This window comes from Roseateles aquatilis, assembly GCF_002205645.1.
Classification (GTDB): domain Bacteria; phylum Pseudomonadota; class Gammaproteobacteria; order Burkholderiales; family Burkholderiaceae_C; genus Roseateles; species Roseateles aquatilis.
Genome location: NZ_NIOF01000004.1, coordinates 456,629 through 480,262, shown reverse-complemented (window position 1 = coordinate 480,262; position 23,634 = coordinate 456,629). Strand labels below are relative to the sequence as shown.

The following is a 23,634-nucleotide window of genomic DNA, read 5'->3' as shown; positions in this document are numbered from 1 at the left end:
ACAACCCCAAGCGGCGCCACGGCACCGCAGGCGACACTTCGCCGGTCGAGTTCGAACGACGCCATTCCCAACGGCTCACGGGTGTCTAGGAAATCCGGGGCGATTCACAAGTTGGAACGCGATGCCTGGCAGTGCCGCGGTAATGTTCTTTAGCATGTTCTTGAATTCAGCCGCCGAGATGTGCGAGAAGGAGCCACCGAATAGGTCGATCCCACCGCAACCACCCTTTGCATTCGGGAACTGGATGGCAGCGAGCTGGTACGTCTTGTTGGGCGATCGAAGGTAGAGATTCCCGCCGGTGTATGTGTTGAACGTCTGCCCCTTGAACGCGCCAGGTGACGTGTAGTTGCCGACAGCACCAAGGTTGTTGAACATGTTTGTGACCTCCGAATTGAGGTCACCGGCATAGGAAATTGGCAAGGCCAGAACCAGTGACCAACTCACGGCCACGACGACGGCCTTCCTCGCAAGCGTTTTGAAGTCCATGTTGATCTCCTATTGCAGAGAGACTCGACGGGTTGCCGATGGAACGAGAGCGTCAGCGCCAGGTGCAGTCACCGTGGCGATGCGCTCCAGAAGCTGGGCTTCCGAGAGCACGCCAAAGCCGATCGGGGTGATCTTTCCGGAGAAGGGTTCGGCCAGGAACACGGCGGGCACCTGCGTGACCTGCAGCGTCTTTGAGATGCCGTTGTCGCGGCGGTACTGCGGGAAGTTGGGCAAGCCGCCACCATCCACGCTGATGGGCACGATCTGGATGCCGTGGCGCGCCTGAAAGGCCTCGAGCGTGGGCGCGAAGGCGTGGCAGTAGGGGCAGTCTGATCTGAAGAAGAAGAACAGGACGTGGGTTGCGGCTAGGGCTGCAACGGATTGGTTGCGTCCTTGTGTCTGCTCTCGGTCGAAGACCTCGATCGCACGGCCATTGACGGGGCGGCCTTCCAGCGTCATGTCGAGATTGGGTGTTGCCCATGCGACGCGCTGCGCGACATCAGCGAAGTAGGACGCCTGGCGTACGACCTTGGCCTCCAGCTCCATGTAGCGGCGGACGTTGTCTTCGCTCGGCCGGATGATCGCGATGTTGCGGTAGGCCTCCAGGCGCTTCTGCAATTGCTCGAACTCGATGAGCTCTGGGGCGCGCCGGTCCTTCGGCTCGGGCCTTTCTGTAGCGCGCGGCGCGGCCTTGGCGGGCGGCGCCTCGGGCTCGGGCTCTTCATAGAAATGCCAGCCGCGACGGAAGTCGTCCCAGAAGAGCGGGCGCGGCGCTGGGGGTTGCGGTTCGCCCGACTGGGCCAGCGCGGAGAGCGCAGCCAGCGCCGTGAGGACGGAGACAAGAACAGCTCGCATGGTTGCGCCTCCTCAGGATGTCGACTTGGGCGGCAGCCCGTCGCGGCAGTAGTTCAGGCCGATGTCGATCGACTTGGCCTGCGGTGAAGGGTTGCCGGGCAGGACCACACCGTCTTGGCTGAAGTGCACGTTCAGGCGGCTGCAGCCAGCCTGCGAGAAGCGCTTCTGCGTAGTCACGTCGATGAGGATCGGACCAGATGCCTTGAAGCGATCGGTGATCATCTTGGCCATGTCACCCGTGAACACCCCGCGTGCCTCGCCGGTCGGCGAGTCGATCGCCGCGATCAGCAGCACGCGAACATCAGTGACGGGCATGCGTGGCGCATCTTGTGCGGCGGCCAGCGCGGGAAGGAGGGCGGTCGCCCAGACGAAGAGTGCTTTCAATTGCACCTCCCTTGGCCGAAGTAGCAGTTGTTCACGCGGCCGGCGTTGCTCCCCTGGACTGCCGTGACATCGAGGGCCTTGGGCACCAGGGACGCGTAGAACTCCGTGAAGTCCATCGCCGCGAAGTTGAGAGATTGCAGTTGCGAGACAGTGAAGCCGCTGCAGTCGGGGGAGTTTGAGCCGCCCCAGCCCTTGCCGATCTGGGCCCGGCCCTGCTCGTTGACGATGCGGGCGAGCATCGAGTTGAAGCAGCACTTGGACGTCGTGTGCTCGATGCAGGAGACGCAGTGCCCGAGGATGCGGATGCACGAGGAGCAATAGGTGCCGACGCTGTGGCACAGCCTTGCGCCTTCCTGCAGTGCCAACCGACCCTCGGTTTCGTTGCACGACATCATGGACATGATCACGTAGATGACGATGGCGATCACGAGGGACCACGGATCGAAGGCAATGACCACGCCTTCGCCGGCGACTGCAGAGGACGAATAGAGCACCGTGGAGCCGGCGGGGAGTGCCGTTCCGTTCAGGGCGATCGTGACGCCATAGGAGGTGAACGAGCCACTGAATCCGGCGCCGGTGATCAGTGCGCTCATGCCGGCCATGACGAACTCTCGGTTCTCCGAGTTCATCAGGATGTCGTAGACCAGCCGCGTGCCTGAGCCGAAGACGCTCTGATTAGTCATGCCGGCGCCCGCACCGTCGGAGTAGCAGCAGTTCTTCAGCAGCCGATCTCTGCAGCGGTTGTCTTCACCCTTGAAGACCTGCATGCGGTCCGTGTCCAGGTAGACGCCTGCCTCGCGCGCGGCCTCGAGCATCGACATGCTCTTGCCGAAGTCTGGGTCGTTGGCGTAGCCGATGTTGAAGCAGTTCGATCCGAGGCAGAAGACGTTTGTGGGGCAGCTCGACGCCGTTGTGACCGTCTCTGCGGGCATCGGGCAGCTGTACTGGTCCTGGTAGACCTCGCAAGCGCCTGACACGGCATTGGTCTGGGCGCATGTGGACGACAGCGGCGTGCAGCCGGTGGCGGCGAGAGGTGCGCACTGGTCGCTCGTCACGGTGTCAGAGCAAGACATCGTGGTGCGGTATTCCCAGCAGTCGCGGGTCACCGCGACGCCGTCGATGATCTTGGTGGACGGACCGTCAACACATTGAGGCGCGGAGGCGGGCATGCAGCGTCCGGGCCCTGACAGCGTGGGGCATTGGCTGCTCCAGGTGTCGGCACCGGTGGCGGAGGTCGCCGGCCGGGTATAGGTCAGGCTCATCTGCGGAATCGGGCCGTAGGCCGGATTGGGTGTCCAGCCGATCACCGAGCGCGCGGATTGGGCGCGCCAGTAGATGTCCGGGAACACGAAGCTCATGTCCTGGGCGTAGATGTCAGAGGGACTGCCCGGCTGGTAGCAGGTCTTCTTGTCGAGGAACACGGGGGGCGGGCAACCGGACTCGCCGCCGCTCCAGCAGGGATTGATCTGCAGGTTGTCGCCGCTGAGCGTTCCTGCCGGGCACGCCGACAACACCTCGAGGAACGGCTTTTCGGTGGTGCAGGTCATGGACTCGCTGCCACCGGTGCAGATGTCGCGCTGCGAGTCGGCCAGCATCGCCGTCAGGCTGCACGTTGAGCCCGAGCACGACTTGTCAGCGACCCAGACACCCGATTGGATCTCGCTGCCATCCACCCAGGAGTAGCTGGTGCCCAGGACCGCGACGATCTGCGGGAACACGACCGACGTCGCCATGTCGACGTCGAAGAACGCGAGCGGGCTCCCGCTCGACGTCACCCGGAAATGTTGTTGATTGACCGGCCGATCAGGGAGGCATTGAACGTCGAGGCCGGTGGAGCCGCTGCCGGCATGTGCGAACCAGTCGCCGGGCGTGCAATTCGTGGAGCGCGACACGGCGACGGAAAGCGAGTTCGAGCAGCTGTAGCTGCCGACACCGACATAGCGCGCGCAGGTGCGCGTCTCGTTGCGTGCCGGTGTTGTGACCTCGGAGGTGGTGCAGCCGCTGTAGTACGCCGCGAGGCTCCCCAGGTCGGTGGACGGGTTGCGGGCGATATTGCGCGCCGCCACTACCGCCGGGTCGCCAGGGCTCACCACGGGTCGCGGGGTGTTGGCCGATAGCACGGCGTTGCGCAGCGCTTGGCAGTTGGGGTCGGCCGGAGTGGTCGCGCAAGCGGCGAGCTTGGCATTGACGTCAGCGCCCAGGCTGGCCTTGCCGGCCAGCGCTGCTTCCGGCGGTGTCGTCGTGTAGCCGGGAACGACGGCGGTCGCCGACGGTGTGTTCACCATGCCGCGGATCACCGTATTAGCCGCGGTCCCAGCCGCGGTTCCCTGGTCATGTGCGCTCTGCGCGTAGACGTCGATGCGTGTGAACAGGAAGGCGTAGATGTTCAGCCAGACGACCAGGCGTTTCGTGTTCATCGCCGGCCCCCTTTCATCTTGAGCAGGAAGCTGTCGGCCTCCTGTTTGAAGCCGGGTGCGCCGCGCTTGATGAACTCGAGCGCGTAGTCCACGCTGACGTCACCCACCGTCGAGACGTAGCCAGAGGCCGGGAAACATGTGCCGGCGGCGCAGGGCGCCGGCACGGCGCCAGCGCGCAGAAGCACAAAAGTCGGCGTCGCCGTCACGGAGAAACGATCGAAGGCCTGCGGGTCGATCTGGAAACCGACTTGCCGTTGCCCGATCAACTGCTGTGTGCGCTGGACGGTCTGCTGCAGTGAGCCGCCGACGAAGCCGCGCAGCACCATCGTGGCTCCGGCACGAGCCGCCTGGTCGACCAGCCGGGACAATGCAGGCTCGGGCATGGAGAAGCTCACGAACACGAGCAGCGCCGGTCCGCTCGCCAGTGCGCCGGTGCTTCCGGGCGAAGTCATGGCCTCGTACCCCTTCGCGATCGCGCCGAGGTCGACCGGACGACGGGTGGCAGGCTGCGGCAAGGCGTCGATTCGCAGCGTGCCCTGGATCGGTACCCGCGCCAGCTCGGCGTCGGCGGGCATGCGATGTTTGCGCGCCGCCGCCTCCATGTCCTTCTCGGTGATCACTGGCTGCTGCTTGGCCGCCTTCGCCACGTCGGCCTCGGTTACGACCGGCGCGGCAGGTGCCGTCTGCGAGCCGGTCGACGGGCAGGTGAACGCGAGGAGGGTGGCCAGGCCAAGGCCGGCCAGCCGAGAAGGGTGGTCAGTAGCCGACACAGCAGTTCCTCTTCCTGAACAGCATGAAGGCGAAGTCTTCGCCTCGAACGGGATACTCCTTGCCGGCTCCCCACAGAACCGTCGTGCGTCCGAAGGGCTGGCAGCACTTGCCGTCCAGCTTGTCGGTGGTCGGGATGGGATAGGTCAGCTGCGTCTTGTAGGCCGACTTGTCCATGATCGGTTCGAGGTAGGGTCCACAGAGCCCCTTCTGGCCATGCCAGCCCCAGGCGATCAGCTCCCGATGCATCTTGGCGGTGAGACGCTGCGCCAGAAGTGCAGCGGTGCGCACGCCGCCCAGGTGGTACTGCACCTGGCCGTCCAGCGGATAGATGCCGCCCTGGCAGCCCGCACACCAGAACAGCGAGTTCAGCCCGAAGCCCAGCGTGGCGGCTACACAGTCCGCGGCACAGGCCGCAATGGCCACCGGGTTGGCGAACAGCACGGCGTCCGGGTTGAGAATGACCGTGAGTTCGTCGTCGTTCCAGAGTGGGTCGACCTCCGTGAGATACGCAAGATCGAAGCTCCCGCGTTCGAGGCAGGGGAAGTCCGTCACGACCTCCATCCAGTAGAGGACGGGATTGACGTAGAAGTGGGCCTGATAGAACGAGCCGCCGTCCCCGTCCCCCTCCGGCCGCGTGAAGCGCGCGCCCTCCGGCGCCGCGATGCCAGGATCCAGGTTGAGGCCGCCCAGCGAGGGCAGACAGAAGGGCTTGCGCACGGCCTCGACATGGCGAGCAGGCTCCCAGAACCCGATGGTGAGCCCGACCACGGGGTTCACGCCGCAACTGCACACCGGACTGCTCGGATTGCTGTCGTTGTCCTCCTGGCCACCGAAGTTGCCGACCGTGGCGCGGCCGATGGTGATCGGCAGGATGCACGACCAGCAGATGTCGGTGACCGGATTCGGGAACTTGCCCGTGCAGGTCGCGATGGGGGCGCCCCCCGCCACCAGCGTGCCAAGGAAGAGTGCTGCCGCGAGCAGCGTGCGCAGGAGTCGCTTCACTTCACCACCACCTCGTCGATGCGAAGGCGATTGCCTTCCTGGGAAACGATCGCAGGCACCGCGGTGATGCCCAGCTTCCTGACCAACGCGCCTTCCTGGTCGTAGAAGACCTGGCGGTTCCAGGCCTTCATCAAGTCCAGGTAGCTGCCGCCAACGAGGATGGGCTTCACGCGGCCCTGATAGGTGTCGATCAGCTCCCTCGCGCGTTGCACCTGCCGCGGGTCTCGGGCGTCGAAGAACAGCAGGTGCTTTGACAGTGAGACGACGTCGAGCGGGTTCTTCCTCAACCCGGCAGGGAACAGCACCTGGCCGTTCTCGTCCACGACGTTGCGGTCGAGCGTGAAGCTTGGGTCGAAGTAGTAGGTCCGCGCCGTATCTGCGCGGCGCAGACCCGGCACCGGCTTCGGCGAGCGCACGGACTGCGTCGCGCGAGCCTGGGCCTGTTCCTGCAGTTGCTTCAGCTCACCGCTGCGCTCCTTCTCGCGCAGCTTGGCCATGATGTGGTCGAGCAGATGCTGTTCGGCGATCGGATAGGTCGGCCCGATGGTTCCCAGGCTCTCGGCGCGCGCTGCCGCGCTGGCACCGAGGATGGCGCCGACGAGAATGATGCGCGCGAGCGGAGACACTTCATCCTCGCGGGCAGGTGATCGAGGCGGACAGTCGCTGCATCGCAGCGGTGTCCTTCTGATGCGCTGCGCGAATCATCGCCATCAAAGTCGGGTTGCCACTGCCTTCGGCGAAGGCTTTGCGCAACTCGATCGTGGTCATTGCCCGTCCACATCGCGCCTTGAAGGCGGCCATGTAGGCTTCGGCACCATCGCGCGCTGGCGGCGCGACCTGGGCCAGCAGTGCCAGGTAGGTCTCGATCGGCACGTCGTCGCGGATCTGCATCTCGTCGCTCTGGCCGGCGGCGAGCGAGCAGAGGCCAAAAAGCAGGGCCGGCAGTAGTAAATGGCGCATGGCGATCTCCTACAGAAGCGGCTTGACCCGGGCGGTCACATCGCGCATGGCGACCAGTCCGCTGGATCGATAACGTGAGTCGAAGCTGTCCGGGCTGGTGCCCTGTACATAGAGGAACCCCGGCGGGATGACCGTGGCGGCGATGGGCTCCAGCGGCCGGCGGTCGAAGGTGTGGGTCTTCGCGGTACCGACGCCGACGCCATTGACGAAGACCTCGCGGCCGACCACCGTGACCGTGTCGCCTGGGACGCCAGCGATGCGCTTGAAGAAGGGCTGGTCCTTCAAGCCAGGGAAGTCCCGGCGTGCCGCCTCGCCCTCGAATGCGTAGACCACCAGGTCGCCGCGGGCCAGCGGCAATCCGCTGTAGTCCACGTAGACAAGATGGTGCGGAATGCTCGGCGTCCAGTTCACCATCACCGGCAGCATTGGCGAGTGGTGGACAAACAGGCGCATCGCCGCCAGCAGCCAGATCAGCGCGAGGACGGCGAACAGGTACCAGCGCCGGCGCATCTCGTACCCGAGCAGCCGCGCGCCGCGTGACCACCAAGCAAGCAGGCCGACGCGGGGCGCCGCGGCATTCGACGATGTGCTCATGTTTGCTCCAGCTTGGCCTTGAGCCGTGGTGTCAGGTCGATGGTGTGCAGCGTCGGTCCGGCCAGGGCGCTCTTCATTACGACCAGGCAGCTGCACTCGCGCGGCAGTTCTTCCAGCGCCTGTGGCAGCCGGCGTGCGAAGCTCGCAGCCAGGTCCATCGCGCGCTGCCGGTCATCCTCGTTACGCCCCGCCGTGATCAGCGCGGCGAACTCGGTTTCCTTCTGGCGATAGACCTCGGAGACGTCGACGACCCCAATGCGTTGCGCCGGCCGGGCGACGAGCCGGTCGTAGGCGAGCAGGCCCCCGGAGGTGAGCAGCAGCGAGATGGCCGCGGACAGGGCAATCTGTTTCATGCCTGGTACCCCCTGCGGCGCAGCAGTTCGCTGATCGCGTCGTCAATCGACAGGCCGGCGCGGCGCAACTCGTCGAGAGGCGCGTTGTCGTCGATCTTGTTGCTGAACAGCAGGTGGCTGAACGGATCGAGGATGTTCCGGGCGACGCCTTCACCGACGGGCGAGGAGATATAGCACTCGGAGAACACGCCCGGCTCGGTGCGCAGCGACTGGAGGAGCCGCTTCTTCGGCTCGTCCATCGAGATGCGGCCGTTGCGGCCGAGAAGTTCGATGGATTCCGCCTTTTGCCGCAGCAGGAACGTCCAGTCGGAGCAGTTCAATGCCGCTTCCATCTGGGCAGAGCCGTAGTAGTCGTCAGCACTTTGCGTCGCCGTGCCGAGCGCGCCACCGTACTTCCGCGCGCGGCGCGCGGCCTCCTCGACGACAGCGGCCTTCACCGGATCATCGGATCCGATCTCGCCGAGCTGCTGCTTCAGCTCGTCGATGAAGAGCAGCTTCTTGCGATCACGGGTCAGGTACATCTGCCCGGTGATCTGGTACATGAGAAGGATGTTGACGACGGCATGCAGCTCGGGCTTGCGCTTGAGCTCCTCGTTCTCGATGACCATGAAGTCGTTCGAGAAGTCGACGTTGTTGCGCCCCTCGAAGAAACGGGCGTACTCGCCGTCCTTCGTGTAGGGGTTCAGCATCACGGCCAGATCCTTGATGCGCTGATCACCCTTGAGTCCGAGCTCGGGGATGCTGCCGGTGATGAACGCGTCGCGCAGTCCTGTGATCGTCAACTCGCGGCCGTACTGCTTGTACAGCTTCAACGTCATGGCGCCGAGCGCCTTGATCTGGACCTCCTCGAGCGTGCTGCCCATCGAGCACATCTTGGCCAGGGCCGGCTTGAGCATGTCGATGTCTTCGTTGATGCCGCCCTCGATGGACCCATCTGCCGCCGTCCGCTCTTCGGAGACCACGCTGAAGGGATTCAGGTTGATGCGGGCGTCGCTGCGGAACTCGATGTAGGTACCGCCGGCCTTCTTGCAGAGCTTCTCGAAAGAACGACCCAGGTCCATCATCCAGACGCGCGCTCCGATGGATCGATAGGACCACGCCATCTCGTTCATGAGCACGGACTTGCCGGAGCCTGGCGCACCGATGATGGCGAAGTTGTAGTTGCCGAGGTCGTTGTCGTAGACATCCAGCGTCATGAGCTGTCCGCGGCGGCCGCCGAAGAGCAGGGTCGGCGTTCGCGTGCCGCGCCATTCCGCGACCAGCGGCGCGAGGTGGATCGCGTTGCCCATCGTCTTGCGTGTGACGCGACGCATCTTGCGAAGGTCGCCATGGAAGCGCGGCGACAGCGTCATGGGCAGGCTGGCGATGAGCGCCTGGCGGTGCATGTAGACATCGGCGTTCAGCTCGAAGCCGCGTGCCCGCCAGATGGCCTTGGCCGTCTCCTGCGTCTGCACAGCGCGCTCGGGCGGGCTGAAGACGGCGAGCTGGTGGTAGAGGCTGACGATGGCGCCGCCAGCGTCGATGACGTCGGCAGCTGCCGTCCAGTCGCGCGCCTTCTTGCTCACGTCCGGCATCACCCGCGCCATCTTGCTGTCGGCGTTCTGCGTGGCACGGACATGGTTGGCGATCACCGTCGTGCGCGTGGCGTTCGGGTCCAGCACATGGACACCCATCGTCAGCAGGAATGGCGCGTTGTACTGGAGGGCCGGCTGCATCAGGTCGCCGATTAGCGCGCCCATCTGCCACAGTCCGAAGCGCTCGGGGAAGGACTTGATGGAGTAGAAGCGCACGTCCATGCCCGGGCCGCCGCCTTCCTTCCACAGGTGAAGGCCATTGGCCTTGGCATCCTGGATGGTGTCGTGGTCGACCATCTGGTCGCGGATCTCGCGGCCGTCGTCGTAGTGCAGGTCCGGGCCGTGTGTGCTGGTGATGCGGTCGGGGTTGACGAACAGCGAGCACCAGTTGATGAGGTCCGCCGCGTCGCATACACGGTTGGGCAGCGACGCGGACCGCAGCGTGGTTGCCATGCCGTCGCGCAGCGAGACGATCTCCTCGCGCCGAGCGAGGTTGGACGCATCCCCTTGCACGGACACGCTCATCATCAGGCGGAAGTCACGGATCGTGTAGTGGAAGCCCTGCGTGAGCGAGCGTTGCGCGCCGCCGGTCAGGTGCTCGAAGCGCCGGCGCGCCAGCTTGCGGAACAGGTTGTCGTTTCGCGCCGGACGTCCCCAGGTCTGCGCCTTGTGGACCTGGTCACCGTCTTCGGAGCGCAGATTGGCGTACTGCCGCAACTGGGAACGGATGTGCGGCGACGCGAAAAGGTGGAACTGCACCCCAGCGTTGGGGGGGCAATTGGCATAGAGCGAGATCAGGACCTCGACCATGCGGTCGTCTGCGCCGCTCTGCGGCATGATCTCGAGCATGAAGCCGATGCCGTCTCGGTTGACGAACAGTTGCTCTTCATCGAGGTAGGAGGCATACGGCAGCCAGCTGGCGAACTGGTCGGCGGGCGAGTCGTCCGCGGCGCCGAATCCGAAGAGGCCCGCGCCGATGTCGCCGGCACCATCGCTGCCGAACAGGCCAGTGCGCAGTACGTTGAGCATGGTCGTGATCCTTGGCCGGCGAGGCTCAGTTGTCGGCCGCGGCGGGAGCGCGGCTCTGCAGGGCGCGCAGTGCGCCGGCCAGCGAGTTCCCGTCGTCGTTTGCCTGCGCGGCGCCTGGCTTGCCGGACTCGCTGGCCGCTTGCGCCGCGGAGGTCGGAAGCTTCATCGGGCGCACGGGCGCGTACTGCTCGCGCGCCAGGCGCTGGACGTGGTCCACCATCCAGCGGCCGTTGTCCACCTGGACGTAGACGAGGCTCTCGCCGTTCAGATCTCGGTCGGCGTCTTCCCAGGGTTTGATCCACAGGCGCAGCACCTTGGGCGAGCTGCGTAGAGGCGCTGCCACGTAGGCCTCGCCTACCGGCGCGGGGGCACCGGCGGTCGACACGGACGTGGCATGAAAGCGGGCCGGCGCCGGCGCAGGTGCGGACGGGGCCGGAGCTGAAGAGCCCGACAGGCCCTGGCGCTGCGCAGGCAGGTTGTTCTGCAGCGCGTTGTAGTACGTCCCCGAGACGGAAAGGCACTTGACGCCCTCGGGCGCCTTGCAGCCATAGCTCGAGGTGCCGTCCAACCCACTCAGACTGGAGCAGGCTGACAGGCAGCAAGCCACTGCCACGGCGAGCGTGACGTGCGCGAAGGATTGGCGACGAATCATGGCGACTTCTCCTGTGGGGTGGTGGGTCGCGCGCTGGCCTGGCGGCCCGAGGCATCTCCAGCTGCAGCGATGCGTCGTTCGACCTCTGCGACCGGGGCGTAGCCTGCGGTCCTTGTGCCGTCGGCATAGAACAGCGTGGGCGTGCCAGACACGCCGAGTTGCCGCGCGAGCTGCAGATTGCGGTCCAGGGCGGAGGGGCATTCCGCCTGCGAGGCCAGGCCGGAGCTGTCGCCGTTGACCATGAGCGCGCGCCAGGCCTTTGCGGGATCGGTTGCGCACAGCACGGCCTGTGGAAGGTTGCGGCCCAGGAAGGGAACGACGAAGGTGTAGACCGTCACGTCCCGCAGGTTGGCCAGCTCAGGTTCGAGCCGGCGGCAGTACTGGCACGCCGGGTCGCTGAACACGTAGAGGGTGCGGGCGCCGGTGCCGTGCACGGTCTTGATCGCATCGGTCGCGGGGAGCTTGTCTACCGCGACGGGCTTGTCTTCCGCTTGGGGCGGCTCAGCAGCGCCGCGTGCCTGCTCGGCCCGCGCCAGCTTGGGTCCCGTGATGTCGGTCATCGTCTTGGTGTCGATGACACGACCGAAGACGAAGAAGCGAGGATTCTTCGCTGACACATACGCCACGTTGGGCCCCATCCAGACTTCGTAGAGGTCGGGGATGGCGCTGGCGCTCACGGATGTGAACTGGGTGCCGGGGTGGGTCTTCTTGAGGCCGGCCAGCAGCTTCGCTTCCTGTGGCGTCGCGGCAGCAACCAGCGCAGTGCTCAGGACCAGCACAGCCCCAAGAACACCTTGCACGAAGGGATGCTCAGTCTTCTTCATTGGCGACTTTCAGGTGGCGATCGGAGGGATCGGCGTTGCGGGGGAGGGAAGTCGGCGAAGCCCGGACGGACTCGCCGCCGTCGATGCGCACGCCTTTGGTGAGCACGACGTCGATCTCGCGGCCCGAGTCGATCTCGATGATCGGAAAAGTCTGTTCGGCGAGCTTGATGTAGTACTGCGCGAGGCGGTCCAGCGCCTTCCCGACGCCGCTGCCGAGACCGGCTTTCAACGCGTCGGAGCCATTGGTTGTGGCTACCGACCCGAGGGCCGAAGTGCTGTACGTCGTGTTGGCCGTGGAGATGCCCTGGCCAATCCCGCTGATGACGCCGGCCATGAGCGCGTTCGCGAGCATCTGGCCCTGCTTGGTCACCAGGCGACCGCGCATGCCGACCTTGCCGTCCTCGCCGTAGACGCTGCCCTGGATCTTCACTTCCAAGGCCACGCCGTCGGGACGCACGCAGGACAGTGACTCGGTGCGCAGGTAGGCACGCTCCGAGCTGATGTCGCCGTAGCCCGCGGCCACCACGAAGCATTCGCGGTATTCGGCGCGGAAGCGGTTGGGCAGGACCGAGTTGTCCGAGAGGCGGATCAGCACGGGGTGGGGATTGCTCTGAGCCTGTCCGCCGGTCGGGGCGTCCAGGCCGCCGATCAGCGTGCCCCGCGTGAAGCTCACCGGAAGGAACGTGTCGATGGTCTGTTGACCTGCCTTGCCGCCTTCGGTCGTGCTGTCGGCAGCCTTCTGCGGCTGCGAGAGAGTGACGCGGACCAGTGCAGGCTGCGGCGGCGTTGGCGCAGCTTCGAAGGAGGGCGCGCCGTCGGGGAGGCCCACATTGCGGCCGCGCGCCGGCGGCGGCGGCGGGGGCAGGCCGTTGCGTGCGAGTGCCGCATCCGGTGGGTAGGTCGCGGGCGCGGGCGGCGTCGGCTGCGCCGGAACCACCGGTGCCGAGGCCGCGGGTTGTGGCGGAGGCGCCGCCTTCAGGCGGGTCTCCAACTCGGCGAAGCGGCGTATCAGCGCCTCCTGGCCTTCTTGTCGGTCCCGGTTGATGCGGCGCTGCTCTTCGCGATCGCTCTTGTACTGCTCGAGGTCGCGACCGGCCTTGCCCACCCAGGTCTCGACTTCTCGCACCTGCGCGCCCGGCGCCATCAGGTCCACGTTGGTGGGCTTGAGGTCGGCCTTCGACGCCGCCGCGGCGCGCTGCGACGAGTCGCCGGAGCCCATCGCGAACACCGCCCAGAGGATGCCCATGGCGGCGGCGGAGATGCCGCCGACGGTTGCCCATTGGCGCGTGCGCGGCGACATGCGCTCGACGAGGCCGGCGAACTTGTCCTTGAGGGATGTCGACATGGCTCAGGCTCCCTGCCGAATGACGTAGACCGTGGTGCTCTCGCCGGGCCGCAGGTTGTGGTTCTCGATGGAGACCGCGAGCACGTTGCCGGTTTCCCGGTCGAACTCCTGCTCGGCAAGCACCATGGTCTGGTTGCTGGCGTTCGTGATCGAATAGCGCTCGCCGATCAGGCCGCGACCCTCGTACAGGCGGGTCAGCGAGAAGCGCGCCTCGGTCCACAGCTGCAGCGGGCGGTTGACTTCTTCGACCCGGACGTCCGCCGGCACGCGATCCGACGCCATGGCGACGAGCATTGCCTTCAGCGCTCGGACATGCTGGGGTTGCCGAGCCGTCGGGCCACCGGCCTGGTCGGCCTTGGCCACGCGCGGCGTCTTGTCGCGGATGACGATGGTGTCGGCCGGCGTGTCGGAGCGGCGCAGCAGCAGCGTGTAGGTCGCGTGCTGGCTCGACACGAAGAGGTTCACGGGCTTGCCCGCACCGCCGACCGGGCGCACATAGATTTCGCCCTTGTCGGTGTCGCACTCCAGCACGATCTCACCGGCAGGATTCACCGCGGGCGCCAGTGGCGACACACCGGTCGCGCCGGGCTGGCCCGGTGGCGCGGTCACCGCCGCGCCGCAGTTGCTCGAGTAGATGTTGCCGAAGACGTTGGTGATCGAGGCGCCGTCGATGCGAATGCGCGTCGGCTCCTTGAGCGAGATCACCGCGTCGATGGTGACGCCGTCGCTGCCCTCGACCACCTGCAGCGCATGCGCTGCGGGGCCTTCAGCGAGCCACAGCAGCGGGATCAGCAGCGCTGACGCGAACTTGACCGTTCTGCGCATTCTGGATCTCCTTGAAGGTCTGGAGGTGCACACGGCCGCCCGTGTACTTGAACTGGGCGAGGTAGGCGCGCGTCTCGGGCTCGCCGACGTCGGCGCCGTTGATCTGGCGTCGCAGGCGACCCGTGATGAGCACGGACTGCTCCTTCTCGTCCGCCGTGAACTGCTGGATGAGGAAGGAGGTCGCTGCGTTGTTGCTGCGCAGGCGGTCGGCCTCCAGGTCCATCTTTGTCTTGAGGGCTGCGTGCTGGTCGGGCGCGACCCAGTTCAGCAGCACGTTGCGCTTCCAGTCGATGGTCGACGGCGACACGTCGAGCATCAGCCACGCGACGAAGCCCGCCATCTCTTCCAGGTACTCGCGACTCGCTTGGTCGCGCGTGACCCAGAACGTGCGATCGATGGACGGCGGCACGATGACCGTGCGCTCGCTGCCCACGACGCTCGCGATGACGCCGAGCGAGATCAACTGGCAGGTGGCCAGCAGCGCGACGATGGCGCCGAGCGTGCGGTTGGCCTTGCGCTGCACGCGCAGGTCATTCTGGTGGCGGTCGAATTCCATGGTGTTGGTCCGTGCTCAGCCGACCATGCGGCGCAGGTGGGATGGCGGCGTAGCGCGCAAGGCCGTGATGGGGTTTGCTGGCAGGGCCCAGTGGGCCCAGTGCATGGCAAAGGCCGGGTGCTTGTCCGCCTTCGTGCGCGACACCCACCGGCTGAGATACATGCCGGCGGCCGCGCAGATCGCGAAGCCCAGCTTGGTGCTCGTCAGGTAGCCGACGAACAGCGAGAAAACGAAGGGGAACGCGACGTCGGCGTCCCAGAAGCCGATCTTCCATTGGTCATCCAACCGGCGCGGGATGTAGGTGTCGGACTGCATCGCGTTCCCCTTCTCTTGCCTGTGTGTGCAGGTCTTGCGACCGGCTCAGGCCACTGCACCCAGGATGGCGCCGGCGATGGTCAGACCCACGGCGCCGAAGATGGCCATGCCCAGGTAGAACAGCACCGGGCCGAAGTTGCGCAGGGCGGCGAGGCTGATGAAGGCCACGACGAACCCGACGAAACCCACCAGCGCCTTGACGCCCGGCGCGAGGCCGGCGAGCTGGGTGAGAGCGGACACCAGCGGGCCGGTGATGCCGGTGAAGGCCACCAGGTCCAGCGCGTGGCTGGGCGTGGTGGCCAGCAGGGCCAGGAAAGCCAGGGCGAACAGCCCCGAAACGGCCAGGACCTTGCGCGAAGGCGCGCGGACATGCGAAAGGACAGCGTTCATTGCTTGCTCCATGGAACGTGAAGATCAGGAAGTGGGTCGCACGGGACGCAGGGCATCCAATGCGCGCTTCACGATCGCCTCCGCACCAAGCTCAAGAGCGATCTGCAGGCACGCGTCCGTCAGATAGCTCAAGTCGATCGCGGGATCGCTCGTGGATTTCTGGATGGCCCGTAACTTGGCGAAGGAGTCGGCCCGGACGATCGTTGCCTTCCATCCGGGTCTGACCTTCCGCTTCGGCTGCGGGTATGCAGAGGAGCGCGTCGACGAGCCGCCTTGCGGTGAGTCGGCGTCGCGGTCCTCAGGAATCTGGGCCGCGGGTCTGAGAATCGGCTGATTCATCAGGCACCTCCTGCGGCCAGGAACACGACCTCCACGCGCCGGTTGCGCGCGCGGCCGGTCTCATCGGCGTTCGATGCCACGAAGCAGCAACGCCCCTGCGCATCGATAGAGATCGTCGCTGCGAGATCTGGGGCGACCGTGCGCAGATGGTCCCGGACGGCCAGCGCACGGGACGTCGCCAGGGCCTGGTTCACCTTCACGTCGCCCACCACGTCTGTTCGGCCCGAGATGACGATCCGATCCGCACGCCGCGCGTCCTGGACCGAGGAATCGAGCGTGGCGCGGGCGGCAGCGCTGAGCTCGGCGCTGCCAAACCCGAAACCGACCACCAACTGGCGGATCTGTTCGGGCTCCTGTGGCTGCGGCGTCTTGACGGTCTTTTTCATCGGCGCGATGGGAGGCGGCTGCTCGATCATGCTGACCGGTCGCGCGGTGGGGGCCGGCAGGATTTGCGCGGGTGCGGCCGCCGGAATGGCCGCCGGCGCCGCGCCGGCCAGCGTCTTCGGAGTGGCGCGAGGGCATGCCGGCTCGATGCAGACGCCGAAGCTTGCGTCCCGGCCGAAGGAGAACTGCGCTATGCGCTGCTGGCTTGGCGCTGAAGCGTTGTCGTGTTCCGCTGGTGCCTGCGGCTCGCCACGCAGGTGGGCACACGAGGAGCACGTCAGCAGGAGACTCGCCGCGAAGCCAATCGATGCGGCCATCTCGGTGAACCGGTGATTGCGCGGGGTCATGGAGCGACCCTCGCGGACAGGATGTAGATCGGCTGCTGCTGCGCCGTGGATTCCATCTGTTGCTTGGCCTGGGCGCCCGCGGCCGGAGGCAGGCGGCGATAGACGCGCCAGGCGTAGCGCGACCGAGCCTCGGTGCAAGCCTGGCCTTTGAGCTGGCTGCACGCCGCGTTGTAGGAGCCGACGGCGTTCCATGAAACGCCATGCGTCGCAAAGGCATGCGCGAGAAGCCAGGCCCCGACCTTGATGTTCGTGCAGCTGTCGTAGAGGTCCTGCTCGCGAATGCCGACCGCCGCCAGTTGCTGCAAGTGGCTGCTGTTGATCTGCATGAGGCCGATGTCGTAGGTGCCCGTCCGCTCGCGATGCGAGTTGTTGACGGCTGCAGGGTTGAGGTCGGACTCGGCGCGTGCGACGGCATAGAGCAGGCTCGCTGAGACCCCATAGAGCCTCTCGGCCTCTTCCCAGCAGGCGTAGCTGCTGGCGGGTGCCGTCGTCGCTGCGATGGCGAGCAGCGCGATGAGGTATGTGCGCTTGAAGCTCATGATGGTCAGTTGGCCGTGGCCCGACGCGCCTGGGCGCGCTCCAGCAGGTTCTGCCGCGCTTGCCGAAGCACCTGCATCTGTCCATCCGGACGCTGCATCGCGATGGCCACGCATGCCGTCGTGATGTGGTCGATCTCGAACATGGGATTCGGGAAGCGATTCCACGAGGCGCGGTGGGCCTGCATCACCTGCTCGAACTGCGTGCACCAGATGTCGCAACTGCGGCGTTCGGTCCGCGGGTCCCGCAGGGTCAGGCGGGTCTCGAGGTAGTCGACGAGACGGCGTTGCCCGTCTTCGCAACCGACGGCCAGCGACACGCATGCGCCGAGCAGGTCGGGAAAGCGGAACTTGGGCGAGCAGTTCTCGGCCGACTTGAAGATGCGGTGAAGCCAGTCGTGTTCATCGACCCAGACGCCCGTCTGAACGGTGGGCTGCTGGCTGTCGGCACGGTCGATCGGAGTTTCCATCGATAGACCTCGCGGAAGTTGCAGTACGGCTTGCATCGGGTGAGCCCCTTGCAGACGAGCACAGGTGTCGTCTCAGTGCTTTCAGCGTAGGGAAGAGGTCCCTCTGCCGCACCCGAGAATCCGGCCCATCGAGGGCCGAGTTGATGGGGGTGTCAGCGGATGGCGTGGTAGTTCGCCAGCGCCCTGCTGAGCACGAACAGCATCAGCAGCAGGGTCAGCGTGATGAACATCGGATGCAGCTGCATCGGGAGAAAGCACGCCACGACCACCACGCTTCCCAGCGTGATGCCGCCGACGACGCTGCCGCCGAATAGCTCGGCACTGTGGGGCACGAACTCGCGGGCGCGTACCTGCCGCAGGACCAGGCCGTCCACGGCGACGACACCGCAGAAGATCAGCAGCAACGGCAGCAGTTCGACCAGCGCGCTGAGCCGATAGGTCACCAGCACGAAGAGCGCGTCGATCGAACGGAAGTAGGGGTTGCCGAACAACCGCGTGCTGACGGCGCTCATCTGCTGCGCCACCGCGGTGTCGATGGCGCCGCTGGCGGGGCTTGACGCAGGCTCGGCCGTTGGCGGTGCGCTGAGTTGTTTGCCAGCCTGCTGCATGTCGAGCATTCGACCCAGGATGCGCTGACCTGTGGCCTCGCCCCAGACACGCTCATTGAGCGCATGCTCCGAGCGCAGCACATCGAGGAAGCGCTCCGGCGGCACCGCCGAAGGGATGTAGAGCACGATGCAGAGGATCGCCAGCATGGCGGTGATCCAGACGTAGCGGATCATCAGGTCGCCTCCTTCTGTGCGACAGGAGGGCGGTCGAAATCAGGGTTGAGGATCGTGAACCGCCCCTTGACCAGCCGGCCGGCGACCGACCCGAAGTACTGCAGGTTGGGCAGCTTGCCGAGGATGTCCACCGGCACGCGCTCTTCAAGTGACTCCGTCACCTGCACGCTCTTGCCGGCGCTCCAGTCGCCGAGGTGCGTGTCGGCGCCTTGGTTGAGCCCGACGCGCATCGTGTGGATGCCGGTCTTGCCGAAGGTCTCGACGATGAAGTCCTGTGTCGGCCGGTCCTTGGATCTCAGCGCGAACAGGTTGTTGAGGTTGCCCAGCGCCATCCGCGCGGCATCTTCGGAGCCCAGCCGCTTCGCCAGGTCGGCCAGCGTCTGCATCGCACAGATGGAATGGATGCCGCCCTCGGCCCCCTTGTTCAGGATCTCGATCAGGGGCTGGTTGATCACGTTGGCGATCTCGTCGACCACGAGCGTGATGCGCTGGCTGCTGCCCAAGTTGTAGCGCATGCCCGCGCGAGCGGCGAGGTCCGCGATCGCCAGCGCGCCGATGGCCGAGGCCACCGATGGATCGGGCAGCGAGTCCAGGCACATGTACAGCACATGGCCGCCGCGCTCGATCTTCTCGAAGTTCATGATGGGCCGCTTGTCGTCGAGGTCGAAAGGATCGGGCGATAAGCTCTGGCCCAGGTCGCCAGACGTGAGCATCGACAGGATGGGCAACAGGTTGGCGGTGATCTTCTGGTAGTGCTCGCGGTTGTGGCGGAACACGCGGATTTGTGAGTCGATCACCTTGTCTCGCTGGTTCTGGGGCAGGCGTTGCTCGTAGTAGGCGACAAAGGCCAGCAACTGCGGCGTGGCCACTTCGGAGGGTTTCTTGATGCCGCCGCGCGCGGCGGTTTGCAGCAGTGCACGCATCTCCTGGGAGTCGCGCCAGCCGGGGCCGAGCTGGCGGTCGAAGAAGCGCTGCAGCGACGCTTCCAACACGGGCTCAATGCCGCCCTCGATGTAGCGCGTGAGCTTGAGGAGGTTGGGGCGATCCTCCAGGCTCACGAGACCCTGCACCACGACGTTCACGGCATCCCAACCGAACGCGGTGAACGCCCCGCCAGCGTCGACCGGCATGATCGACTGGATACGCGACGCGATCTCTGTGGGCTTCTGCCAGTTGAAGGTGAAGTCCAGCCGCACCCCGACTTCGGGGAAGGCGGGGTGGAACTCCATGAACGTGTCCGCCTCGCGGTAGTCTTGGCAGGCCCGCTGCACGACGCGCTTTAGCCTGCGACTGTTCTTGGGATCGATGAAAACCACAACGTCGCCGCGGCGGATGGCCTGCGTCAGGAAGATGCCCAGCGCCACGCCTTTGCCGGCTTGTGTCGTGCCGACCAGCAGCGTGCCACCTTCGAAGTTCTGCAGCGGCCGATACAGCGGCTGCTCCCGGGGTTCGACGCCGTGGATGTAGGGCAGGCCGATCTCGGCATCCGGTTGTGGATTCACGGCGAAGCCGAGGAGCCCTAGCAACTGGGGCGATACCGCGTATTCCTTGTAGTTGACCTTGGCCAGTTCGTAGAGCCGCTGCGAATGCACGGGCAACCACTCGAAGCCAAATCCAAGAAAGACCTGATCGGGCTTGCGGGTCAGCGTCTCGAGCTTTCGCGTGGTGATGACCTGCATGGCCTTGCCTGACAGCGATGCGCGGATCGTCAGCACGCGCAGGCCTTGGCGTGCTCGGTGAGCGGCCATCAGCAGCGCGAGGAACGCCAGGCCGAGGGCGATGGGCGACGTGATGAGGCCGCGCCCCCCGAGATAGACGAAGAACAGTAAGCCCACCAGCCATGCGCCGCTGGCCCACATCTCGTAGGCCGGACGCCACGGCATCTCGTAGCTACGCACCAGCATCGCGGGCCTCCTGAGTCGGCGCGAAGTCAGCCGGATCGAGGCCGGCGACGAACTGCGGTTTCAACACGAATCCGAGGACGGGCTGTCCCGCCAACTCGTGCTGCAGGGTGTCGACGCGCGACGCACGCCGTGCCGTTGCCATGCCGGCCTCCGCGAGCGAGCGCAAGACGACGGACACGTCGACGTTGGTGCGCTTGAAGTGGTCGAGAGGCACAAAGACGCCAGTCGGCACCGTGACGGCCACCGCAGCCTTGGCGTCGCCGTTCATGCTCTCGATCGCGAGAGACAGCGCGTCTCTGACCTGTGGGTTCAACCGCAGCGGCGCGTTGAGCTTGAACTGGGGCGCCGCGGCACACATTGGTTGACGTGAAGGGGCTGCTTCAGGCGCATCCTCTGCAGGCAATTCCACGGCAGGGGGTGGGGCGTCGACATCGAGCTCCAGTTGCTGGCCGATCGATGTGTCGGGCGCGGCAGGCGAGGGCGCCGGTGAGGGGGATGCCGTTGGCGACGCAGCGGGTGCAGGCGAAGGCGCTGGCGCTGCCCGACCGGCATGCGGAGCAGCTTGGCTTGGGGCTTGTGCCGCGGGCGGGGAGACGCGAACGACGAGTGCGTCCGGCAGGGGTACGACTGGGTCGAGGTGGGCCGCAAGGAGGATTTCCGGCGACGCCAACTTCACCGCTTCCAGCGGTGTCTTGCCCGGTGGCGGCGCGATGTTCCAAAGCGCCTCGGTACTTGTGCGCGCTTCGAGGACCCTGGCGCCGAGCAGGATCTCCAGAATGGTCTCCGGCGCCTTGGGGATGCCCGGCAGCTCGTCCTCCTCCAGCAGCTTGCGGATCTCGGCCACTGCGTTCGGCCACACGATGAAGAGCCCGTCCTTGCCATACCAGACCCGGGACTTTTCCTGGTTAGGCGCCCACGCCGTGTGCGAGGTGACCAGGCGGCGCATGGCGTCCAGGAGGTAGCGCTCCAGGTGGGCACCGAGGATGGGGCGCCCATACCGGTTCGCGCTGGCGAGCAGATCGCGGTCGATGACCAGTGCAGCCGCGCGTTTCACGAGTTCGACGAGGATGCTTTGCTCGCGATAGAGCGGCATGCCGGCCAGACAGGCAAGAAACTGCGGCACCACCACGGCGTTGCCGTTCGCGAGGTGCTGCATCGTGTGCTCCGGCACGACATGGCGGAGCGCAAACAGGCCGAGCGCGCGGGTCTCCTGCGCGCCCGACAGCCAGCGGATGAAGAAGCGCTTGGAGTGCTGCTGGCCGAGCCATCGCGTCAGCGGGAGCAGGTAGGCAGGCCATGCGTTGCCGTGTTCGTCGGTGACAACGATATGGCTCAGCGTCCGGTGCAGCTCGCTGCAGAGGCCAGCCAAGAAGGTGGCCTGCCGCCACCGTGGCTCGAGATGACGTCGCGTCGTGATGGTGGAGCGGCCCGAGACGATGTGTCCGTCCGTGCCCTGCAGCGCAAAGAAGCCGACCTCAAGGCCGAGGCGGAAGAGCCCGCCCGCTTCTGAGAAGTAGTTGTCCGCGGTGGCCGGCAGCAGGTTGACGTAGTCGGCGAAGTTCCTGATAGGCGCCAGCAGGTCCGCTTCGAACGTCGCGCGGTCGGCGCCGTAGCAAAGCTTGATACGCGACAGCAACTCGGCGTGGGCGGCGAGCAGTTGCTCGACCGTTCCCGCGGCGAGGCCCGGGTCCACGGAGGGATGAGCCGACAGCACGTCCAACGCCGGCTCGACAGGAGGCTGCGGTGAAGCACGCGCGCCGGGGCGGGCGAGGAACGAGAGGAATCGCATCGGTGTCGCTCCCGGAAGTGCGACGACGATGGTGGAAGGGGCGGAAGCGCTGGTCTATGCGAAAAGTCGCGACTCGCAAGGGCGAGAAAGCCACCCGTGGCTGCTCCGGCGTCAGGCGGCTCTGCAGACGGCCGGACGTTCCGTGCTCAGGCCGCCTTGCCTGCGAGATAGGTCTCGGGGTGCCGAAGCAACTGGCAGTAGGGGCAGCGACGCTGCTGTGCTCCGCCAGACCCCTGGTCGGCCAAGCCGACCAGGAAGGAGGCGCCGCAGCGATCACACGGGGCCAGCACGAGCGTGGGCGTGGCGACGCCCCACCGGCCCGCCACCTGGCTGACGACCTCGAAGCAGCGATCGAACGAGGGCGCGGCCGCATGGCGGAACGCGTCCCGGGCTTGTCGATAGGTCGCGATGAGCGCGCGGTCTGCGCCAATGCCCCCAGATGTCAGCCTCTGGAACAGCACGGCCACGAGCGAGAACTGGGCGCGCTGCAGCGTCCGTACGCCGGAGCTCCAGCGCTGGACGGGCAGGGCGCGGCCGATGCGGATCAGTGCGGCGGGCGGTCGATGCGGCGTGTCGGGATAGGCTGAGAGAATCGCCGCTCGGACCCGACGATGGGCGCCGAGTTGTTCCAGTTCGACGTCGACGCGCAAAGCCTCGATCTGCAGCGGCAGGCTCTCGGACACTTCGATGCGTTCGGCCATGGCCGGTGTCCGGCCGGCCACACGCTTGCGCACGCCACGCTCGCCGGATTCTTCTTTGCAGAAGGCACATGCCGGTGTGTACGCGCCACCGAACGCCACGAGGCGCCGTGCTTGGCAGGCCTTGCAGGGTTCGAGCTGCAGCGAAGGCGTCTTGCAGGCCCAGATGCCATCCAGGTTGGAGACCAGGAAGAACGCCTCGTCGAAGCTGAATGAGGGCACCGGCGTAAAGGATAGGTAGTGCTGGTAGGCCGTGACGAGCGACGCCGCGGGCGTGAAACCCGCGGCAGTGAGTTCGCGGTACTTCACCGCGAACGATCCGAGCTCGGCCTGGATCTTGAAGGTGGTCTTGAAAACCAGGTCCTCGGTGTAGGGCGGTCGCCCGCGCGGGGCGCGGTGGCCGGCATCGAACACCTTGCTAAGGATGAAGTGGCTGGGCAGGCCTGTCACCCAGCCGATGGTGCGCGGGCAGGCTCCCAGCGTCGCGCACAGGCGGGCCGTCTCCAGCGAGCGGATGCGGGTGTCGGCGTAGGCCATCTCAGCCCTCGCCTCGCAGGTCAGGACGTCGCGGCGGGAGCGCGGGCCGGGCCGTGGGAACGGGCGCTGGCGAGGATGGGGATCACCGTGCGAGGCGCGGCCAGCAGGAGGTCAATATCGTCCCGGGGCGCGAACAGCAGCACGTTGCCGGTGCTTGCAACGATCTGCATCAGATCGGTGGGGCTCAATGCGGTGATGGTGCGCAGCTGATCGGGATGCAACCCGAACTGGCAGCAGGCGGTGGCCAGATCGCTTCGGGCCGAATCGCGAATCAGCGAAAGCGTTTCGAAGTTGAGGTGCTGGACGGCATTCAACGGCGTGGCGTCGTTCATGTGCTGCTCCCGGTCTGCCAGGTGGCGGATCCGCAGCCGCAGTCGGCTGGGAAATCGGCGCGCTTGAAAGCGCGACAACTGGCACGCAGCGTACTCAAGAAAGTCGCAAAGTGTCAAATAGTTCTATCGTTCAACGATAAAAACTAGAGGTGATGAGTTTTCAAAACTAGACAAATTCGTGAGG

27 protein-coding genes are annotated in these 23,634 nt (G+C 66.1%); all 27 read right to left on the bottom strand.

The window, feature by feature from the left end; translation table 11 throughout:
- Positions 1-75 precede the first annotated feature (75 nt).
- The 27 genes from CDN99_RS12655 to CDN99_RS12525 all read right to left on the bottom strand — a co-directional run bounded on the left by CDN99_RS12655 (position 76) and on the right by CDN99_RS12525 (position 23,450).
- Positions 76-486 carry a conjugal transfer protein TraH gene (locus CDN99_RS12655; RefSeq protein ID WP_238139497.1) on the bottom strand — a complete coding sequence of 137 codons (411 nt, stop codon included), beginning with the start codon at positions 484-486 and terminating at the stop codon, positions 76-78.
- A 9-nt stretch (positions 487-495) separates the two neighbouring features.
- Positions 496-1,341, bottom strand: a complete 846-nt coding sequence (gene traF / locus CDN99_RS12650; protein WP_088385197.1) for a conjugal transfer protein TraF — start codon at positions 1,339-1,341, stop codon at positions 496-498.
- 12 nt (positions 1,342-1,353) lie between these two features.
- Positions 1,354-1,725, bottom strand: coding sequence for a hypothetical protein (locus tag CDN99_RS12645; RefSeq protein WP_238139496.1), 372 nt, complete (start codon positions 1,723-1,725; stop codon positions 1,354-1,356).
- Entirely contained in the window at positions 1,722-4,142 is a 2,421-nt protein-coding gene (traN, locus tag CDN99_RS12640) for a type-F conjugative transfer system mating-pair stabilization protein TraN (RefSeq protein ID WP_088385195.1), read from the bottom strand. The genes CDN99_RS12645 and traN overlap by 4 nt, the downstream gene beginning before the upstream one ends.
- Complete coding sequence (trbC, locus tag CDN99_RS12635) at positions 4,139-4,912, bottom strand: type-F conjugative transfer system pilin assembly protein TrbC (protein WP_202820256.1); 774 nt, start codon at positions 4,910-4,912, stop codon at positions 4,139-4,141. The genes traN and trbC overlap by 4 nt, the downstream gene beginning before the upstream one ends.
- Positions 4,899-5,915, bottom strand: a complete 1,017-nt coding sequence (locus CDN99_RS12630; protein ID WP_088385194.1) for a TraU family protein — start codon at positions 5,913-5,915, stop codon at positions 4,899-4,901. Before CDN99_RS12630 ends, trbC begins: the two co-directional genes overlap by 14 nt.
- Entirely contained in the window at positions 5,912-6,541 is a 630-nt protein-coding gene (gene traW / locus CDN99_RS12625) for a type-F conjugative transfer system protein TraW (RefSeq protein WP_088385193.1), read from the bottom strand. Before traW ends, CDN99_RS12630 begins: the two co-directional genes overlap by 4 nt.
- A 1-nt stretch (position 6,542) precedes the next feature.
- Entirely contained in the window at positions 6,543-6,806 is a 264-nt protein-coding gene (locus tag CDN99_RS12620) for a hypothetical protein (RefSeq protein WP_238139495.1), read from the bottom strand.
- Positions 6,807-6,884: 78 nt separating this feature from the next.
- Positions 6,885-7,469 carry a conjugative transfer signal peptidase TraF gene (gene traF, locus CDN99_RS12615; protein ID WP_088385191.1) on the bottom strand — a complete coding sequence of 195 codons (585 nt, stop codon included), beginning with the start codon at positions 7,467-7,469 and terminating at the stop codon, positions 6,885-6,887.
- Positions 7,466-7,822, bottom strand: coding sequence for a hypothetical protein (locus CDN99_RS12610; RefSeq protein ID WP_088385190.1), 357 nt, complete (start codon positions 7,820-7,822; stop codon positions 7,466-7,468). The genes traF (CDN99_RS12615) and CDN99_RS12610 overlap by 4 nt, the downstream gene beginning before the upstream one ends.
- Entirely contained in the window at positions 7,819-10,425 is a 2,607-nt protein-coding gene (gene traC / locus CDN99_RS12605) for a type IV secretion system protein TraC (protein ID WP_088385189.1), read from the bottom strand. The genes CDN99_RS12610 and traC overlap by 4 nt, the downstream gene beginning before the upstream one ends.
- A gap of 25 nt (positions 10,426-10,450) precedes the next feature.
- Positions 10,451-11,077 (bottom strand): TraV family lipoprotein, encoded by a 627-nt coding sequence (locus CDN99_RS12600; RefSeq protein WP_088385188.1) that lies wholly within the window; start codon positions 11,075-11,077, stop codon positions 10,451-10,453.
- Positions 11,074-11,901, bottom strand: coding sequence for a DsbC family protein (locus tag CDN99_RS12595; protein WP_088385187.1), 828 nt, complete (start codon positions 11,899-11,901; stop codon positions 11,074-11,076). Before CDN99_RS12595 ends, CDN99_RS12600 begins: the two co-directional genes overlap by 4 nt.
- Positions 11,888-13,246 (bottom strand): TraB/TrbI/VirB10 family type IV secretion system protein, encoded by a 1,359-nt coding sequence (locus CDN99_RS12590; protein WP_088385186.1) that lies wholly within the window; start codon positions 13,244-13,246, stop codon positions 11,888-11,890. Before CDN99_RS12590 ends, CDN99_RS12595 begins: the two co-directional genes overlap by 14 nt.
- Before the next feature lie 3 nt (positions 13,247-13,249).
- Positions 13,250-14,071: a type-F conjugative transfer system secretin TraK gene (locus CDN99_RS12585; protein WP_088385185.1), complete on the bottom strand. Its 822-nt coding sequence runs from the start codon at positions 14,069-14,071 to the stop codon at positions 13,250-13,252.
- Positions 14,013-14,627, bottom strand: coding sequence for a type IV conjugative transfer system protein TraE (traE, locus tag CDN99_RS12580; RefSeq protein WP_088385241.1), 615 nt, complete (start codon positions 14,625-14,627; stop codon positions 14,013-14,015). The genes CDN99_RS12585 and traE overlap by 59 nt, the downstream gene beginning before the upstream one ends.
- Before the next feature lie 15 nt (positions 14,628-14,642).
- Positions 14,643-14,942: a type IV conjugative transfer system protein TraL gene (gene traL / locus CDN99_RS12575; RefSeq protein WP_088385184.1), complete on the bottom strand. Its 300-nt coding sequence runs from the start codon at positions 14,940-14,942 to the stop codon at positions 14,643-14,645.
- A 45-nt stretch (positions 14,943-14,987) separates the two neighbouring features.
- A complete protein-coding gene (locus tag CDN99_RS12570; RefSeq protein ID WP_193531709.1) occupies positions 14,988-15,332 on the bottom strand; it encodes a hypothetical protein in 345 nt (114 codons plus the stop codon).
- A 24-nt stretch (positions 15,333-15,356) separates the two neighbouring features.
- Positions 15,357-15,671, bottom strand: coding sequence for a hypothetical protein (locus CDN99_RS12565; protein WP_088385182.1), 315 nt, complete (start codon positions 15,669-15,671; stop codon positions 15,357-15,359).
- Positions 15,671-16,402, bottom strand: a complete 732-nt coding sequence (locus tag CDN99_RS12560) for an OmpA family protein (RefSeq protein WP_088385181.1) — start codon at positions 16,400-16,402, stop codon at positions 15,671-15,673. The genes CDN99_RS12565 and CDN99_RS12560 overlap by 1 nt, the downstream gene beginning before the upstream one ends.
- On the bottom strand, positions 16,399-16,941 hold the full coding sequence (locus CDN99_RS12555) for a lytic transglycosylase domain-containing protein (RefSeq protein ID WP_088385180.1): 543 nt from the start codon (positions 16,939-16,941) through the stop codon (positions 16,399-16,401). Before CDN99_RS12555 ends, CDN99_RS12560 begins: the two co-directional genes overlap by 4 nt.
- A 5-nt stretch (positions 16,942-16,946) precedes the next feature.
- Positions 16,947-17,408: a hypothetical protein gene (locus tag CDN99_RS12550; protein ID WP_088385179.1), complete on the bottom strand. Its 462-nt coding sequence runs from the start codon at positions 17,406-17,408 to the stop codon at positions 16,947-16,949.
- Positions 17,409-17,560: 152 nt separating this feature from the next.
- A complete protein-coding gene (locus CDN99_RS12545) occupies positions 17,561-18,190 on the bottom strand; it encodes an IncC plasmid conjugative DNA transfer DtrJ family protein (RefSeq protein WP_088385178.1) in 630 nt (209 codons plus the stop codon).
- Entirely contained in the window at positions 18,190-20,094 is a 1,905-nt protein-coding gene (gene traD / locus CDN99_RS12540) for a conjugative transfer system coupling protein TraD (protein ID WP_088385177.1), read from the bottom strand. The genes CDN99_RS12545 and traD overlap by 1 nt, the downstream gene beginning before the upstream one ends.
- Positions 20,081-21,883 (bottom strand): MobH family relaxase, encoded by a 1,803-nt coding sequence (mobH, locus tag CDN99_RS12535; RefSeq protein WP_088385176.1) that lies wholly within the window; start codon positions 21,881-21,883, stop codon positions 20,081-20,083. Before mobH ends, traD begins: the two co-directional genes overlap by 14 nt.
- A 146-nt stretch (positions 21,884-22,029) precedes the next feature.
- On the bottom strand, positions 22,030-23,118 hold the full coding sequence (locus CDN99_RS12530; RefSeq protein ID WP_088385175.1) for a FlhC family transcriptional regulator: 1,089 nt from the start codon (positions 23,116-23,118) through the stop codon (positions 22,030-22,032).
- A 20-nt stretch (positions 23,119-23,138) separates the two neighbouring features.
- The gene (locus CDN99_RS12525; RefSeq protein ID WP_088385174.1) at positions 23,139-23,450 is read right to left on the bottom strand and encodes a flagellar transcriptional regulator FlhD; all 312 of its coding nucleotides are present in this window, start codon (positions 23,448-23,450) and stop codon (positions 23,139-23,141) included.
- Positions 23,451-23,634 lie beyond the last annotated feature (184 nt).